This is a genomic window from Streptococcus sp. 27098_8_23 (assembly GCF_041432195.1).
Lineage (GTDB): Bacteria > Bacillota > Bacilli > Lactobacillales > Streptococcaceae > Streptococcus.
In genome coordinates this window covers 489896-504520 of record NZ_JAPVZF010000001.1, presented here as the reverse complement: position 1 = coordinate 504520, position 14625 = coordinate 489896, and the positions used below count along the sequence as shown (strand labels likewise).

At 36.9% G+C, this 14625-nt stretch carries 20 protein-coding genes; 3 read left to right on the top strand and 17 right to left on the bottom strand.

The annotated features are described in order from the left end of the window. Nucleotides 1-37 precede the first annotated feature (37 nt). A complete protein-coding gene (locus O3652_RS02500) occupies nucleotides 38-679 on the top strand; it encodes a hypothetical protein (RefSeq protein WP_125413727.1) in 642 nt (213 codons plus the stop codon). A gap of 78 nt (nucleotides 680-757) precedes the next feature. Here the strand turns inward: O3652_RS02500 and xerS are convergent, their stop codons facing one another. From xerS to ylqF, 16 genes are all read right to left on the bottom strand, one after another. Continuing rightward, complete coding sequence (gene xerS / locus O3652_RS02495) at nucleotides 758-1828, bottom strand: tyrosine recombinase XerS (protein ID WP_033629758.1); 1071 nt, start codon at nucleotides 1826-1828, stop codon at nucleotides 758-760. Nucleotides 1829-1968: 140 nt separating this feature from the next. Next, nucleotides 1969-2259, bottom strand: coding sequence for a hypothetical protein (locus O3652_RS02490; protein ID WP_070567388.1), 291 nt, complete (start codon nucleotides 2257-2259; stop codon nucleotides 1969-1971). Then, nucleotides 2240-2632 carry a hypothetical protein gene (locus O3652_RS02485; protein WP_125413726.1) on the bottom strand — a complete coding sequence of 131 codons (393 nt, stop codon included), beginning with the start codon at nucleotides 2630-2632 and terminating at the stop codon, nucleotides 2240-2242. The genes O3652_RS02490 and O3652_RS02485 overlap by 20 nt, the downstream gene beginning before the upstream one ends. After that, nucleotides 2614-3888, bottom strand: coding sequence for a hypothetical protein (locus O3652_RS02480; protein ID WP_070567384.1), 1275 nt, complete (start codon nucleotides 3886-3888; stop codon nucleotides 2614-2616). The genes O3652_RS02485 and O3652_RS02480 overlap by 19 nt, the downstream gene beginning before the upstream one ends. Further along, on the bottom strand, nucleotides 3888-4310 hold the full coding sequence (locus tag O3652_RS02475; protein WP_070567382.1) for a hypothetical protein: 423 nt from the start codon (nucleotides 4308-4310) through the stop codon (nucleotides 3888-3890). Before O3652_RS02475 ends, O3652_RS02480 begins: the two co-directional genes overlap by 1 nt. Before the next feature lie 231 nt (nucleotides 4311-4541). After that, entirely contained in the window at nucleotides 4542-4964 is a 423-nt protein-coding gene (locus O3652_RS02470; RefSeq protein WP_083303859.1) for a hypothetical protein, read from the bottom strand. Between the two features lie 94 nt (nucleotides 4965-5058). After that, nucleotides 5059-5490, bottom strand: coding sequence for a hypothetical protein (locus O3652_RS02465; RefSeq protein ID WP_070567379.1), 432 nt, complete (start codon nucleotides 5488-5490; stop codon nucleotides 5059-5061). A 407-nt stretch (nucleotides 5491-5897) separates the two neighbouring features. Further along, nucleotides 5898-6332 carry a hypothetical protein gene (locus O3652_RS02460; protein WP_084943495.1) on the bottom strand — a complete coding sequence of 145 codons (435 nt, stop codon included), beginning with the start codon at nucleotides 6330-6332 and terminating at the stop codon, nucleotides 5898-5900. 99 nt (nucleotides 6333-6431) lie between these two features. Continuing rightward, nucleotides 6432-6869 (bottom strand): hypothetical protein, encoded by a 438-nt coding sequence (locus tag O3652_RS02455; protein ID WP_001066087.1) that lies wholly within the window; start codon nucleotides 6867-6869, stop codon nucleotides 6432-6434. A 104-nt stretch (nucleotides 6870-6973) separates the two neighbouring features. Further along, on the bottom strand, nucleotides 6974-7417 hold the full coding sequence (locus O3652_RS02450) for a hypothetical protein (protein ID WP_070567377.1): 444 nt from the start codon (nucleotides 7415-7417) through the stop codon (nucleotides 6974-6976). Between the two features lie 96 nt (nucleotides 7418-7513). Beyond that, nucleotides 7514-7939: a hypothetical protein gene (locus tag O3652_RS02445; RefSeq protein WP_025172943.1), complete on the bottom strand. Its 426-nt coding sequence runs from the start codon at nucleotides 7937-7939 to the stop codon at nucleotides 7514-7516. 100 nt (nucleotides 7940-8039) lie between these two features. Then, the gene (locus O3652_RS02440) at nucleotides 8040-8474 is read right to left on the bottom strand and encodes a hypothetical protein (RefSeq protein WP_001065608.1); all 435 of its coding nucleotides are present in this window, start codon (nucleotides 8472-8474) and stop codon (nucleotides 8040-8042) included. Between the two features lie 151 nt (nucleotides 8475-8625). Further along, complete coding sequence (locus O3652_RS02435; protein WP_070567375.1) at nucleotides 8626-9372, bottom strand: CPBP family intramembrane glutamic endopeptidase; 747 nt, start codon at nucleotides 9370-9372, stop codon at nucleotides 8626-8628. Between the two features lie 51 nt (nucleotides 9373-9423). Next, a complete protein-coding gene (locus O3652_RS02430; RefSeq protein WP_371590035.1) occupies nucleotides 9424-10974 on the bottom strand; it encodes a chloride channel protein in 1551 nt (516 codons plus the stop codon). Nucleotides 10975-10986: 12 nt separating this feature from the next. Continuing rightward, nucleotides 10987-11766 carry a ribonuclease HII gene (locus tag O3652_RS02425; protein WP_371590034.1) on the bottom strand — a complete coding sequence of 260 codons (780 nt, stop codon included), beginning with the start codon at nucleotides 11764-11766 and terminating at the stop codon, nucleotides 10987-10989. Continuing rightward, nucleotides 11753-12604 carry a ribosome biogenesis GTPase YlqF gene (gene ylqF, locus O3652_RS02420; RefSeq protein WP_000201310.1) on the bottom strand — a complete coding sequence of 284 codons (852 nt, stop codon included), beginning with the start codon at nucleotides 12602-12604 and terminating at the stop codon, nucleotides 11753-11755. The genes O3652_RS02425 and ylqF overlap by 14 nt, the downstream gene beginning before the upstream one ends. Before the next feature lie 215 nt (nucleotides 12605-12819). On the opposite strand from ylqF, the gene mazE reads away from it, so the two are divergent. After that, complete coding sequence (mazE, locus tag O3652_RS02415; protein ID WP_001098942.1) at nucleotides 12820-13035, top strand: type II toxin-antitoxin system PemI/MazE family antitoxin; 216 nt, start codon at nucleotides 12820-12822, stop codon at nucleotides 13033-13035. Further along, on the top strand, nucleotides 13019-13375 hold the full coding sequence (locus tag O3652_RS02410) for a type II toxin-antitoxin system PemK/MazF family toxin (RefSeq protein WP_061427366.1): 357 nt from the start codon (nucleotides 13019-13021) through the stop codon (nucleotides 13373-13375). The genes mazE and O3652_RS02410 overlap by 17 nt, the downstream gene beginning before the upstream one ends. Before the next feature lie 33 nt (nucleotides 13376-13408). On the opposite strand, the gene O3652_RS02405 is transcribed toward O3652_RS02410, so the two are convergent. Next, nucleotides 13409-14587: a hypothetical protein gene (locus O3652_RS02405; RefSeq protein ID WP_125414878.1), complete on the bottom strand. Its 1179-nt coding sequence runs from the start codon at nucleotides 14585-14587 to the stop codon at nucleotides 13409-13411. Nucleotides 14588-14625: the final 38 nt, after the last annotated feature.

Below are 14625 nucleotides of genomic sequence, written 5' to 3'. Positions count from 1 at the left end.
TTATAATAGTGATGAAAAATGAAAGGAGTTATTCATTATGTTAGAAATTCCAGTAGAAAAACTTAACCTATTTGAACAGTTAGACCGCAATGTTGTTGCTTTTTATAGAAATACGGAAATTTCTCAAACTGAAAGTTTAAATATAAGCATCACACAAGAACATTATGATAAGAAATACAAAGAGCTTCAGCCTTTAGGATACCAAGCTGTTCAAATACCTTTAGGAATGGCTTTAGATAATGTAATCCAGCAAGCCTATTTCCAAAATATTATAATTGGCGGACTTCTCCCCGATGAAATCAAAGTAAGCAAAGAGGACTTAATGCCTTTGAAAGATATTGTTGATAGTTTTTGTATTATGTATGCTGCAGCAAACAACCGACTTGAAAATAGTAAGGCTTATGAACTTATGAAAGATAAGACAGTGTTCTTTATTGGTAAACTGTTGACTGATGATCTTAAAAATGGTGGCGAAATTTCGTATATGGGAATCGAAAGAGAATCATCTGATGGAACTTCTTATGAAGCAGTAAAATGTTTTCTAACTAAAGAGAGTGCTGATCAGTACAATGATTCAAAAAAACCTGTAAGCCCAGTAAATCTAGCCTATCTTCAAGCCTTTTGGGGTAAACCAGTAATTATAGAGCCACACCGTAACTACTGGATTGAGTTTAAATAGCTAAAAAACGAAAGATAAAGGAATTGGTCTTTCGTTTTTTAGCGATAGTTGATTTACATAATTTATAATATGTAACAATCATAAACTATCTAAAGCATTCTTTTGTTCATCATTGACGATATGGGTATAGAGGTCAGTGACTTGTGTACTAGCATGCCCTAGCTGGTGGCTGACCAAAACTTGCGATTTAGTAGCATCATAGAGCCTAGTCGCCAGGGTATGGCGTAGTTTGTGGGGAGTTACACGGACTTTGAAGTCCTCAGAGTACTTAGCAACCATCTTTTCAACACTAGAAGCATCAATACGATTAGGAACACCTCGATAGAGTGTCAAAAAGAGAGCTGTATCCGTCTTTTCTGTCTTATAGCGTTGATTTCGAATGGCGAGATAATTCTCTATATAAGGCTTGGCAAAGGCAGCGACATTAACCGAGTCACGTTTCCCCCCCTTACGTGTGACATCAATAACCATCATTTTGAGATTAAGGTCTCTTAGATCCAAATTAACAGCTTCAGATAAGCGGACACCAGACGCCAAGAGAAGGGCAATAATGGCTAAATCACGTTCTTTATTTTTATTGAATGACGAGAGGGCACGATTTGAGAGCTGTTGTGGGTACTCCTGGTCGATATAGGTTAGAAAACCTTCTGTTTCATCACCTAGAAAGAGTTTTTGCTTGATGTTTTCAGCTCTAGCAGCAAGTGTTTCTTTCTTTTTCTTGGTTGAAACTTTCTTCATTACATTACGATAGAAATAAGGTTCACCCTGATCATTTTCGACTTCCTCGGTTAGATACTTATAAAGACTGGAAAGTGCTGACAAGGTGCGATTGATGGTTGTCTGAGAGACACCTTGCTTGGTTGTATTGGCATTCAGCAAAGGTCGTTCACGTAGATACAGGATAAAGGATTCCATATCTTTCTTAGACATATTTTCCAAGACTGATAAAGGAATGTCAGACATTTTATCAACATTTGAAATACCAGACTCCAAAAGCCAGCTGAAAAATCGATCGTATTCCTTGAGATATTCGTACAAGGTTGTAAAACTGTAGGGCACAGCAAGCTTGGATTGGTAGTATTCCAAGACATACCAGGGCATGATTTGTTTTAGTTTGTCGATTCGTTCCAGTAAAATCTCACGTTTCATGTATTTTCTCCATAATTAAGTCTACTAGTAGTATAGCATAGATTTATTTATTTTTCAAGAAAATTATAGTTTTTCGGAAAGATGATATAAGAAACTTAAAACAGAAGTCCAACTTACCCCCAGTTATCCTGAACCCTTTATTAAATTTCATCATACTTGAGCAACATATTCGGAATCTTTTCTTCAAGACTCTTGCGAACTTTACCTTGAATTGCAGTGTCCATTTGGCTGTTTATGCTTGTAATGGTTGATTTGGTTTCTGTAGCAATTTTCTTAGTTGCTTTATTAAAGTTATCTTTTAATTTATTTTTTGCTGTTATCGCTAACTTTGCTTCCGTAATGATTCGGTTTCTTTCCATCATTCGATACATTTGTTTCAGTGCATATTGATATTCTTCATCTGTGTAGTATTCATTCATTGGTGCTTGCATAATCTCTCCTTAGTTTGTGAAATTCTTCGTCTAAATCATTTCTTTTTTTGCGAAACTCGTTATCGAATTTTTCTCTCTCATCTTCGAGTTTAACCCTATAATCTCTGTATACTTGATTCGAAAAGTGTCTCAAATTTTCTATTTCTATAAAATAGTCTCTAACATCATCAGCCGTTGACGAAAATTTTCTCAAAATATGATACATTTTATCAACTTCTTCGGAAATTAGTTTTTCTAAGTTTGCATTTCGTTCGTCTAGATCAAGGGCTTTGTTATCGAGTTTCTTCTTTTCTTGATAATATTGGTCTTCTAGAGCAAATAGTTCCCTTTCTTTCTCTTTTATTTCCTCCCATTTTACATCTTTTCTTTCCATTGTCGAAACTCCTTGGCTAATTGCTTATCTGTTGCTACTGTTTTTTCGATGACTTCCTGTAATTGTTTATCCATATTTTCAAATGCTTGTGCGGAAGCATTCATCTTAGTGGTTGTTTGATTTGTCTCTGTCTGAAACGTATTGATAAACTGTGCTTGAGTGATACCTTGACTAGCAAAAATGGCATCAACCTCATAGGGAGCCAATGCTGTGTAGCTCGTAAAGTCGATTTTTGACCAAATTTCTTGTAATTCCTGATTGGCTTTTTTGGCTAAGGCGCTCACTTCATCAGCTCCAGTTCTTGCTGCTGTAGCCATAGATGATGATAGGATAGAACCTTGAGCTGCATCTAAGTATATTTCCTCAGAACTACTAATACCACCTGATGACCATTTTGATTTCAAGTCCTTGTAATGAGCCATTCCTCGGAGACTGTTGGCATAGGCTCGATAAACGCCACTGATTAAGGGTTTCCCTCCTTTGCCATCTACAAGTTGACCAGTTGCAGGATCAAACTCCCAGTCACCAATTTTATGACTCGAACCATCAAGCCAGTGAATCGTACTAGGCATAGAATTTGTAGTGGTAGTATTATACCATTCTGGATGGTTAAAATCATTCCAACGTACTACATCATCATGTTTTCTACGGTAATCTATAAACATAGAAGGGTTACTTTCAATAAATGCTTTTTCTTCCAGTGTGAGTGCACCGTATTTAAACCAAGCATTAAAGGTGGTTGTAGGGATGTGGTATTTAGCTCCTACCTTCAGCATGTAGGAACCCTGTGAATAACCGGATAGTTGGCTGACTTCGTATCGGGGGTCGTCCATAATCTCTTTTACGAATTGGTCAGCAACCTTATATTGTGGAGATAAATAAGTTTGCCTTGCAATTATGGCACTATTGACGTCGCGTGAGCTGAACATAGTTTTATTCACCGGACTATCAGGATCCGTTCCAGCAGCAATCACGGCTACATTTTTATAATCTGGTTTGCCGTTGACAATAGGTGCAACTGCCAGTCCATCAAATCCTGTTTCAATGTCAGACTTAGTGGCAACAACACGGAATTCTTGACCATCTGAAGTGGTTATAGTGTTGGTTTCTTCAAAATCAGATGAAGAAGGATTCGGATTAGGAGCTTCTGTAACCAAAGGTTTATTATTTCTCTCAGCGTATTCAGAATTGACACTGTATACATTCTTCCCGTGGTTTAATTCATTAAGTTGTTTATCAGTATAATTAAATACCATTACTGCTCCCCTCTTTCTTTGTTAGAGTATGTAACCGTAACTGTATTAGTTGTTATTCCTTTTCTTAGGTTAAGAAAATCTCGCTGTCCATAAGTCATACGACCATTATAATTTTCTTTATCATCTAAGTTATGTGGAATTCCATAGAATATTTTTTCTCCATCTTCAAACAAAATATCAACCTTACAAGACCAGTCGCCAGGAGGGTTCGTATATGTTGGATTGGTAATTTCGATTTCTTCTATCCCTTGATAAGAATTCTTCAAGGCATTTACCAAACTAACTTCATACTCCCTATTCCGACGCTCTTCTTGGGATTTCCCTAACATGCTAAACATAAATATACCTCCTGCTGTGATAATTGCGAGTGACAAAACGATTAGTAATCTTTTGTGATTTTTTTTAGTGCTGGAATTGTTCATTTAAGCTTTTCTCCTTTTCTCTATTCTACTATAATTTAAAGATAAATAACAGTAGAATTCGGTGAGACTTAGTCGCAATAACACGGAATTCTTGACCATCTGAGGTAGTTATGGTGTTGGTTTTTTCTAAATCATCAGGAGATATACTTTCAATGAGATTTGAATTGACATAAGTCCTTCCGTTACGCTTAGCGAATTCAAGATTTATACTAGACACAGCATAATCCCGATTCAACCCGTGCTATTATCTGAATATGTAACAAATACTTTTAAGTCGGTCACTCCTTTGTAATTGTTAGGGAATTGCCTTTTCTCATTGGTCAATGATCCTTGATAATTCTTTTTATCATGGAGTCCATGGCCTATCCTATACTTAGTTTTTCTTTCATCATTAAATTTGATTTCTACATCACAAGACCATGAACCTGGAGGGTTTGTGTAGTTTGGATTGGAAATCTTAATCTCCTCAATCCCTTCATAGGAATTTTTTAAAGCGTTGACCAAGCTGACTTCGTACTCTCTATTCCGACGTTCTTCTTGAGACTTCCCTAACATACTAAACATAAAAACACCTCCTGTTGTGATAGTTACGAGTAGTAAAACTATGAATAATGGTTTATAGCTTTTTCTTAATCTGTCTTTACTCATTATCATTTCCTCTTTATCTCAGCATATTCAGAATTTACACTATAAACATTTTTTCCGTCATTTAATTCATTGAGTTGTTTATCAGTATAAGTGTATACCATTAATATTCTCCTTCTGAACCATCTGAATAAATAATTTTTGTGAGTTTACTAGTCTTACCCAAGTGACTATTTAAAAATTCTCGGTCCTCTTTTCCATTCTCTCTTTCTAAGGATACATCAGAAATACGTTTATCATTTTTTGAATAATTAATTTTATATTTTATGCTTCTCTCATTAAAAAATAGTTCAACTACGCAAGTCCAGCTTCCTGGCGGATTTGTGTAGTTTGCATTAGAAAATCTAATTTCTTCAACACCCTCATAACTATCTTTTAAAGTTTCAACCAAACTAACTTCATACTCTCTATTTCGACGTTCTTCTTGAGATTTCCCTAATATACTAAACATAAAAACACCTCCTGCTGTAATGGCTACGAGTAACAAAACGATTAGTATCCTTTTATGGCTTTTTTTATTGCTGGAATTGTTCATTTAAGATTTCCTCCTTTCTCTTGTTATACTATAAGATTAGTCTATTTTACACTATAATAAGAAAAAGTTGATTTACTTCTATAAGGTCTTAGTAGGACTCCCAGAATCCGTTCCCGCAGCAATCACAGCTATACTTTTATAACCCGGTTTGCCGTTGACTATAGGAGCCTACCGCCAAACCATCAAAACCTGTTCCTCGGTGAGACTTAGTCGCAACGACACGGAATTCTTGACCATCGGAGGTGGTTATAGTGTTGATTTCACCTTTTTTAACTCGTTATCTGATTTAGCAGTAACAATATTTGTTCGGTTTTCTTTACGCTGTGCGAACTCAGTATTAACACTGTAAACATTCGGACCTTGATTCAATTCATTAAGTTGTTTGTCTGTATACACGTATTTATTCATCATAGCTCCCCTTCTGAACCATTCGAATATTTAACTTTAACTTTTGACTTAGTAGAACCTCGCCTAGAATTTAAAAAATGTTGAAATTCTTCATCATCCTTATTATATACTCCAATCCTAATTTTATTCGAGTTTATATCAAAAGCTAAAACATGTTCTTTAGATGTTCCATCAAAAAATTTTAGTTTCACATCCGCCCCCCAAGCGTCTGAAGGAATTGAGCTGTACGATGGATTCGTAATCGTTACCTCCTCAATCCCTTCATAGGAATTCTTTAAGGCGTTTACCAGACTAACTTCATACTCTCTATTTCGACGCTCTTCTTGGGATTTTCCTAACACACTAAATATAAAAACACCTCCTGTTGTGACAGTTGCGAGTAGTAAAACTATGAATAATGGTTTATAGCTTTTTCTTAATCTGTTTTTACTCATTGTTATTTCCATTCCTCTCAGCATATTCAGCATTGACACCGTATACATTCTTCCCATGCTTTAATTCATTGAGTTGTTTATCAGTATAATTAAATACCATTACTGTTCCCCTGTTTCACCATTTGAATAAATCACTTTTACATTTTTTTCTGTAATTCCACGATGGTTTATCAAATATTGATTATCATCTTTTCGAGAACTATTTTGAAAATCTCTACTTCTTATTTCGTTATTTTGTTTATTAAATGCGATTATATAACTTAGTTGTTTGCTATCAGAGAAAAATATTTTAACTTTTGCGCCCCAAGCATCAGACGGAATTGATGCATATGAAGGGTCGGTTATATGTACCTCCTCAATCCCTTCATAGGAATTTTTTAAAGCATTAACTAGACTTACTTCATATTCTCTATTTCGACGCTCTTCTTGGGATTTCCCTAACATACTAAACATAAAAACACCTCCTGCTGTAATGGCTACGAGTAACAAAACGATTAGTATCCTTTTATGGCTTTTTTTATTGCTGGAATTATTCATTTAAGCTTTTCCTCTTTTTCTACTTGAAAACTCTTCATTTACCATATAAATAGCAAAATCTTGGGTTAAATTATTCAACTGATTATCAGTATAATTAAATACCATTATTGCTCTCCTGTTTCACCATTTGAATATCGTACTAATATTGTAGATTCTGTTTTACCAATGTGTTTTTGAAGTATCGACCATTGTTGATCAATTTCTTCATTAGTATTCCCTTTCATAAGACCATCATGGTTTTCTTTATAGGTTAATCTGTGATTAATTCCATAAGTAATAGTTTGACTATCATTGAACTGTACTGAAATATCACAAGACCACGAACCCGGTTTGTCATTATTGTAAGGATCCATAATCTTAATCTCCTTAATCCCTTGGTAGGAATTCTTTAACGCATTAACCAGACTTACTTCATATTCTCTATTTCGACGCTCTTCTTGAGACTTCCCTAACAACCTAAACATAAAAATAGCTCCTGCTGTGATGGCTACGAGTAACAAAACGATTAGTAGTCTTATATATCTTTTTTTATTGCTGGAAATATTCATTTAAGCTTTTCTCCTTTTTCTCCTTGAAGACTTTTCGTTCACACTATAAACAGCATAATCTTGGTTTAAATTATTCATCAGTATAATGGAAATTCATCATAGTTCTCCTTGCTCGCTATCAGAATAAGTAATTCTCACTGACTTTAAAGTTTTCCCTCTATGAGTTTCTAAATACTGCCAATCTTCGTTTGTTTCTTGACGGCCACCATAATTGATTTTATAGTTTAAATGATGATTAATCTCATATGAAAGAGTTCTTTCATCATTAAATTTAATTTCGATATCACAAGACCACGAACCTGGTGGGGTTGTATAATCAGGATTGGAAATCTTAATCTCCTCAATCCCTTCATAGGAATTCTTTAACGCATTCACCAAACTAACTTCATACTCTCTATTTCGACGTTCTTCTTGAGACTTCCCTAACAACCTAAACATAAAAACACCTCCTAATGTGATGAATACGAATAGTAAAACTATGAATAATGGTTTATAGCTTTTTCTTAATCTGTCTTTACTCATTATCATTCCCTCTTTTTCTCAGCAAATTCCGCATTGACACTATATACATTCTTTCCATGCTTTAATTCATTGAGTTGTTTATCAGTATAACTAAATGCCATTATTGCTCTCCTTCGTCATTATTAGAATAAGTTACCCTAATTTTCGAAGCAGTTTTACCCTTGTTTTCATTTAAAAATTGTCGATCTTTTACTCTATTTTCCCATTCCAATGAAGTATCTGTTATTTCTTCAGTGTCTAGAGAATATCCAATACCATACTTAATTTTTACTTCATGTTTAAATTTGATTTCTACATCACAAGACCACGAACCAGGAGGGCTTGTGTATTCTGGATTGGAAATTTTAATCTCTTCAATCCCTTGGTAGGAATTCTTTAAGGCATTAACCAAACTTACTTCATACTCTCTATTCCGATGTTCTTCTTGCGATTTTCCTAACAAACTAAACATAAAAATAGCTCCTGCTGTGATGGTTGCGAGTAACAAAATGATTAGTATTCTTGTATGACTTTTTTTAATTCCAGAATTATTCATTTATGCTTTTCTCCTTTTTCTTATTATACAATATTCTAATCATTCTTTACAAAGTAGGGGGTAAAAATCATACTATATACTGAAAATTAGATTTCTAATTCTTAAAAAACCAAATCTTTTTTGATTTGGTTTTGAAGGTTTATATTTAATTTTATTTATACCGATTATACTCATCTTTTTTATGTACTACCATATAGCAGGATACCAAGATGACGAAGATTTTAAGCAGGAAGGTTTCGGATCGATCAGTATCTATGGTTATCTGAGACAAGACATTAATGATCGAATGTGTCATAACGCAAATCCAGAGATTCTTTGTTTTGATATAAAGAGCTGAGAGTATGAAAGAATTCGTCAGCAATCCAAATAAAAACGGTAGAGTTTGCAGAGTTGCTAGGGAGCCATCAATGTAAAAGAACAACAGATGCCAAATCGCCCAGCTGAAAAAGGTTAGAATTGCTGAGTAAAAATATGGCAACTTTTCTTGTAAAATTGGTTGAAAGACATATCGCCATCCAATCTCTTCTATACCGCCAAAGACAATAAATTTGAAGAACATCAAAAATGGGAGATACCAGCTAAATTCTATCATTTTCCCACCAAACATTAGAAAAGAAAAATCAAGGACAATAAGGAAAAAAGATAATAAATAGTGTTTATAACTGGTATGAATGTTAAAAAAATCGTTTACAATCTTCTTAAAATGAATATGAAAATAGTGATTTGCAACAATAATTCCCCAAAGAGCTGAAGAAATCCCACCTAGAAAGATTCCTAAAATAGTTAATAGATTGGAATGAATAGAAAAAAGATTCAAGAGAAAGAAAAGGAGACAAACTGATGCTATTTGACTAAATGTGCCTAGCAAATATACTGCAATTGCCTTATTTCTTTTCATTGAGAATCCTTTCAATAATATTTTACGTAAAATAAATTATGTAAAAAAAGCTTATAACAACAAATCTTTGACTTTTCCAATTTCACTTTTTGGAATCACCAGGTGAATCATATCACCCAGATACATTCTAGTTGAGCCGTTAACTGTTTGGCTCTTGCCATTATGGACTTGGGTGGTAATGAGTACGTTATGTGGCAAGTTGAGCTCGTGAACCTGTTTTCCAGCGATTTTGTCAGACACAGGGATTTCTATGAGGGTGACTTCTCCCTCGTCTGTTGCTTCTTCTGGTAGCATTTTTTCCAGCATGGCCTCATAGACTGGTGCCCCCTTGAGTAGATCCATGACGATGTAGGCGACTAAGGTCACTAAGCCAAGTGGCATGAGGTTGCGAATATCTCCGACCATCTCGGTTACGAGTATCATAGCGGTTAAGGGAGCCTTGGATATTGCCCCAAAGTAGCCACTCATTCCTAAAATAACAAATATAGGAAATTGCTCCTGACTGACAAGCCCAAGATTGACACAAATGACACCGACTAGGGCACCAAGTAAGGAACCAAGCGCCAGAATGGGAAGGAAAATCCCTCCTGGAAGGCCACTTCCATAACTAATCATGCTCCAAACAAAGCGAATCAAAAAGTAAGCTAATAAAACTTGGAAACTAAAATCTTGCTCAGTCAAAGAAAGAACGACCTGGTTTCCACCACCAAGAATTTGAGGTAAGAAAATTCCGACTGGTATGATAAGGATAAAAGCTAGGATCGGATAATAAGCTCTATCCAAATGGATTTTTTGACCAAGCCATTCATAAATTTGACCAACATTGAGTACAGCTTTCTCATAGAGAAAACCAGAAAGCCCGAGAAAAACTCCCATAAGGAGGTATATCCAATACTGGTCTAGGGTCATGAGAGGAATGTTGTCTGGCATATCCAGTACGGGTGTTAGACCAAATATGAGTAATGAGACAAAGTTTGCTACGAGACTGGCTGCTAGAGTTGAGACCCAGAAAAAGCGGGAAAAATGGTGATAGACTTCTTCTACAACAAAGAGGAGACCTGCTATCGGTGCATTAAAGGCAGCGGCTAAGCCTGCAGCAGCTCCACTGGCAATCAGGGAACGTTCCTCTACTGGACTAGATTTTAGCCACTGGGCAATACCTTTACCACCAACTGCTCCAAGTTGAATACTTGGCCCTTCTCGACCTAGCATAAGGCCACTGGCAATAGCAAGAATCCCTAATACATATTTCTTCCAGAGGACACTCCACCAATTAAGAGTCATCAGTCCCTTTAGTTCGGCTTCGACTTGAGGAATTCCTGAACCCTTGATATCTTTTTCTGACCGAGTTAGTTTCGCACTGAGCCAGCAAACGAATACATAAAATAGGCCAATGATAAAAAGATTGCGCACTAGGTGCGCTGGTTCTTGATAGAGTCCTTGTATCAGATGAAAACCCTTTTCGATTAAGAAACGAAAGGATCCGACGATTAGCCCGACGACGAGACCAACAATGATTCCTCGTCCAACTTGGGATAATATGGTGCTTGAGGCAAAGGCAAATTCTTTCTTGGAACTGAGTGTTTCTGACTGTTCCTCCATAATCATTTCCTCTTACTTGTCTTTCTTAGTTGAAACCAGTGTTTTGACTGGTTCAAAACTGGTTCGGTGAATTGGGGTGACACCTAATTTTTCCAGTCCTTCTAGGTGTTTAGCTGTTCCATAGCCTGCATTAGCCGTGAAATCATAGCCAGGATATTGGTTGTCATATTCCTTCATCAATTCATCCCGTGTCACCTTGGCCACTATAGATGCAGCTGCGATCGAGAGGGAGTTAGCATCTCCTTTGATAATGGAGGTTTGTGAAATTGGCAACTCCAGTTTCATGGCATCTATCAAGAGGTGCTCGGGTTGCGGACTGAGCTGGGAGATTGCTTCCTTCATGGCCAGTTTGGTCGCTTCATAGATATTGACTTGGTCAATGATGTGATTATCCATGATACCAATCCCGATTGACAAGGCTTGGTCTTGAACTGCTTGATAAATTTCTAGATGTTTCTTTTTTGGAATTTTCTTGCTATCGTTGAGGCCTCTAATCTTACAATTTTTTGGCAAGATAACGGCTGCAGCGACTACAGGTCCAGCCAAAGGACCACGGCCGACCTCATCAACACCTGCAATTAAGGCCACTCCTTGCTTGTAAAGTTCTTTTTCATAGGAAAGCATGGATTCCAAACGAAGGTCCTCATCCAGTTCAGCCTGTATGGCTTTTTTACGCTTGTTAATTTCTTTTTGAACTCCAGAGCGACTATCCTTTTCCAGTTCAAGAAAAAGGGGATTGTCTAATTCTTTGACAGTAGCCAGAAGTTCTTTGATTTCTTTAATCGTCGTCATCGATGTCGTCCAATGTATCTAAGGTATAGTTACCGAGTTTTCCATCACGGACTTCCTTGACGAAGAGGCTGTAAAAGCGGTCGTAGTCGTCTCGGAAACCAAGGGCACGGGTCATATCCATGATGATAACAGGTGCTTCTTCTTCTATCTTCATTTGTTTGAAGCGTTCAGCTAGCTTTTCTGGATAATGTTTTTTGAAATAATTGAGACCAAAAATGGTCACTTCATCCATTGGGAGTAGTTGATCTTTAATTGCTCCAGTCAAGGCTAGTTTTAGAGCGACAGTTTCATCTTCGAACTTAGGCCAGAGAATTCCTGGTGTATCCAAGATTTCCAGATCTTTATTGGTTTTGAGCCACTGTTGCCCCTTGGTAACACCTGGTTTATTGCCGACAACTGCAATCTTTTTCCCAGCCAAACGGTTCATGAGAGTTGACTTGCCGGCATTTGGAATTCCGATAATCATGGTCCGCAAAGTTTCGATCTTGATACCACGTTCTTTCTGGCGTGCAATCTTATCAGCCATGAGCTTTTTAGCAGCATCAGTAACAACTTTTACAGTTACTTGCTCTTTGGAGTTGATAGCCAGAGTTTGGATTCCCTGTGATTCAAAATACTGACGCCATTCTTTGGTCATTGCGGGGTCAGCAAGATCTGCCTTATTCAAAATCAAAAGCTTTGGTTTATCACCCACAATCTTGGTTAACATAGGATTTTGACTAGATAAAGGTAGCCGAGCATCCACCAAAATCGTCACAAAATCAACAAATTTTAAATTCTCCTGAACTTGCCGCCGAGCCTTAGACATGTGACCCGGAAACCATTGAATAGTAGCCATAATATTTTCCCCTTCCGACTAAAAAAAACGTAGTAAAAACGTTTTCCTTCTTACTACCTATTCTATCATAAATGAGGAACTTTTGCACAGGCTTTGACCACAATAAATGACAAATAGTATTGGTCCGAAACATCCTTGATGCCAGTCAGGATTTACTTGACTTTTTTTGCTAACAGGTATATACTTAGTGTATACTAATTCGTGGAGGTAGAGCGATGAATACAGTAAAGACTCGGAAGGTAGGGAATTCTCTCACTGTGACCATTCCTAAAAATTTGGGGATGACAGAAGGTCAAGAAATGGTTGTCTACAAAGGGATTGACGGAGTCATTGTCTTAGCTCCAAAACTAAAAGATCCTTTTGATGGGATTACTGATTTGAGAATGACAAATGATTTTGAAGGGGTAAGGTCACTTGATAGCGAAATCTGACTATATTCCTGAAAAGCAGGATATCATTTGGCTGGACTTTGATCCATCAGTCGGTCGAGAAATCCAGAAACGGCGACCTGCCTTGGTAGTTTCTAGGAGAGAATATGCCTTGCAAACTGGTTTTGTGGCTGTCTGTCCTATCACTCATGGCCAACATCGTTTGGCAGAAAAAGGCTTGCTCGTTCCTGTCTCGTCAGACAAGGTAGATGGTGCTGTCAATCCATTTCAACTGTATACTTTTGATTTTCGGATGCGAAATGCTCAAAAAATAACAAGAATGGACACGCAGTGTTTTCAGAAAGTCGTCCAACTTTACCAGTACATCTTTGGAGATACTTAAATCCTACCATGCATAGACAAGGTAGGATTTTTTCTATATGAGTAACCTATCTAAAAACGGATGAAGACAATTGAGGAGAATCCCTCTAGTCCAACTTTCTTGTGCAGATGATAGATGTTCTGCCTGAAGGCATTCTTTTAGAAAATCGCGGACTTGTTCTGGTGCAATTTCAAACTCAAAGACTTTCATCTTGTAGAAAAATTCGATGAGATGCTCAGATAAGTATTCATCTGAAAAGGCTACTTCTCCACTTTTTCGAAATTCTAATAGGAGTCGAGAAAATCTGGATTTTTCATCAGGCAAATCCCGAAAATAGGAATTAAGAAGCCAAGTCTGCTTCTGCTTTCGTTCAATAGGATCTTGACTTGCAATTCGCTGATCCTTTTCCAGCTCCTTTTGGTTTTGTTTAGCCTTGATAGCCCGTTCTTCTCTATTTTTTCCAAAGAGGATTTTCTCCCATTTTCGTTCTTCTTGGGTCAAGGTTTCTGTAAAGCCAAAGTAATCTTGATAGGCTCGTTCTGCAGGTCCCATGGCAAGAATGAGATTGTCAGCGTATTGCTTGGCGATTTTATCTCTTTTCTTACGTTCTTTCTCTGCTTGAATCCGTAAATGCTGTTCGTAGTCGATTTTCTCCTTGCCTAGTTTGACAAGGTAGAGTTGGTCATCGGTCTTACCAAGTAAAAAAGGTTTGATACACTTTTCCAGCACTTCTTCCATACGAGCCTTCTTATTTGGCTCTGCCTTGGTCCAACTTCCACCTTGAAAGACTTCTAGGAAGAGCTGGTAATCTTTCTCAGGTGCGAATTGATTGCCACGATTGGCTTTGAAAATACCTTTTTCCCAAAACCAATTTAGAAGTCGTTCGTCAAAGTCGCTTTTATTAACCTTGATTTTTTCCTTTTTCTGAGCCTTTCTGGTTAGGTTTTCAACTTTTCTGAGTAGTTTTTCTTCCTCTTCTAGTTGCTGGTCGAGGCTAATACGATGAAAATGGCGAACACATTCGCTTCCTATAGGAAAGAGACGTTGGCCTGTAACTCCGTTAAAGAGTTCGTAGGCGTATTTTATGGCATTCCCGCAGACACAATTACTACGGCCAATGCCATTAAAAATCAAAGAAACTTCATTCCATTCCTTGGTTGCTTGATCCCAAGTATCAGCTTTTGAAGCTTGTAAAACTGCATCGTGCAAGGATTTTCTAACTGGAAGTGTCATGAGGTCTCCTTTCTAATACTCAATGAAAATCAAAGAGC

What these genes read in the sequence shown, in the direction of transcription:
- O3652_RS02440 (WP_001065608.1), bottom strand. Translation starts at nt 8,474, where the DNA reads ATGAATAATTCTGGAATTAAAAAAAGTCATACAAGAATACTAATCATT.
- O3652_RS02455 (WP_001066087.1), bottom strand. Translation starts at nt 6,869, where the DNA reads ATGAATAATTCCAGCAATAAAAAAAGCCATAAAAGGATACTAATCGTT.
- O3652_RS02500 (WP_125413727.1), top strand. Translation starts at nt 38, where the DNA reads ATGTTAGAAATTCCAGTAGAAAAACTTAACCTATTTGAACAGTTAGAC.
- mazE (WP_001098942.1), top strand. Translation starts at nt 12,820, where the DNA reads ATGAATACAGTAAAGACTCGGAAGGTAGGGAATTCTCTCACTGTGACC.
- O3652_RS02480 (WP_070567384.1), bottom strand. Translation starts at nt 3,888, where the DNA reads ATGGTATTTAATTATACTGATAAACAACTTAATGAATTAAACCACGGG.
- O3652_RS02430 (WP_371590035.1), bottom strand. Translation starts at nt 10,974, where the DNA reads ATGGAGGAACAGTCAGAAACACTCAGTTCCAAGAAAGAATTTGCCTTT.
- O3652_RS02435 (WP_070567375.1), bottom strand. Translation starts at nt 9,372, where the DNA reads ATGAAAAGAAATAAGGCAATTGCAGTATATTTGCTAGGCACATTTAGT.
- O3652_RS02475 (WP_070567382.1), bottom strand. Translation starts at nt 4,310, where the DNA reads ATGAACAATTCCAGCACTAAAAAAAATCACAAAAGATTACTAATCGTT.
- O3652_RS02425 (WP_371590034.1), bottom strand. Translation starts at nt 11,766, where the DNA reads ATGACGACGATTAAAGAAATCAAAGAACTTCTGGCTACTGTCAAAGAA.
- O3652_RS02450 (WP_070567377.1), bottom strand. Translation starts at nt 7,417, where the DNA reads ATGAATATTTCCAGCAATAAAAAAAGATATATAAGACTACTAATCGTT.
- O3652_RS02465 (WP_070567379.1), bottom strand. Translation starts at nt 5,490, where the DNA reads ATGAACAATTCCAGCAATAAAAAAAGCCATAAAAGGATACTAATCGTT.
- O3652_RS02490 (WP_070567388.1), bottom strand. Translation starts at nt 2,259, where the DNA reads ATGCAAGCACCAATGAATGAATACTACACAGATGAAGAATATCAATAT.
- xerS (WP_033629758.1), bottom strand. Translation starts at nt 1,828, where the DNA reads ATGAAACGTGAGATTTTACTGGAACGAATCGACAAACTAAAACAAATC.
- O3652_RS02445 (WP_025172943.1), bottom strand. Translation starts at nt 7,939, where the DNA reads ATGAGTAAAGACAGATTAAGAAAAAGCTATAAACCATTATTCATAGTT.
- O3652_RS02405 (WP_125414878.1), bottom strand. Translation starts at nt 14,587, where the DNA reads ATGACACTTCCAGTTAGAAAATCCTTGCACGATGCAGTTTTACAAGCT.
- O3652_RS02485 (WP_125413726.1), bottom strand. Translation starts at nt 2,632, where the DNA reads ATGGAAAGAAAAGATGTAAAATGGGAGGAAATAAAAGAGAAAGAAAGG.
- O3652_RS02470 (WP_083303859.1), bottom strand. Translation starts at nt 4,964, where the DNA reads ATGATAATGAGTAAAGACAGATTAAGAAAAAGCTATAAACCATTATTC.
- O3652_RS02460 (WP_084943495.1), bottom strand. Translation starts at nt 6,332, where the DNA reads ATGAGTAAAAACAGATTAAGAAAAAGCTATAAACCATTATTCATAGTT.
- ylqF (WP_000201310.1), bottom strand. Translation starts at nt 12,604, where the DNA reads ATGGCTACTATTCAATGGTTTCCGGGTCACATGTCTAAGGCTCGGCGG.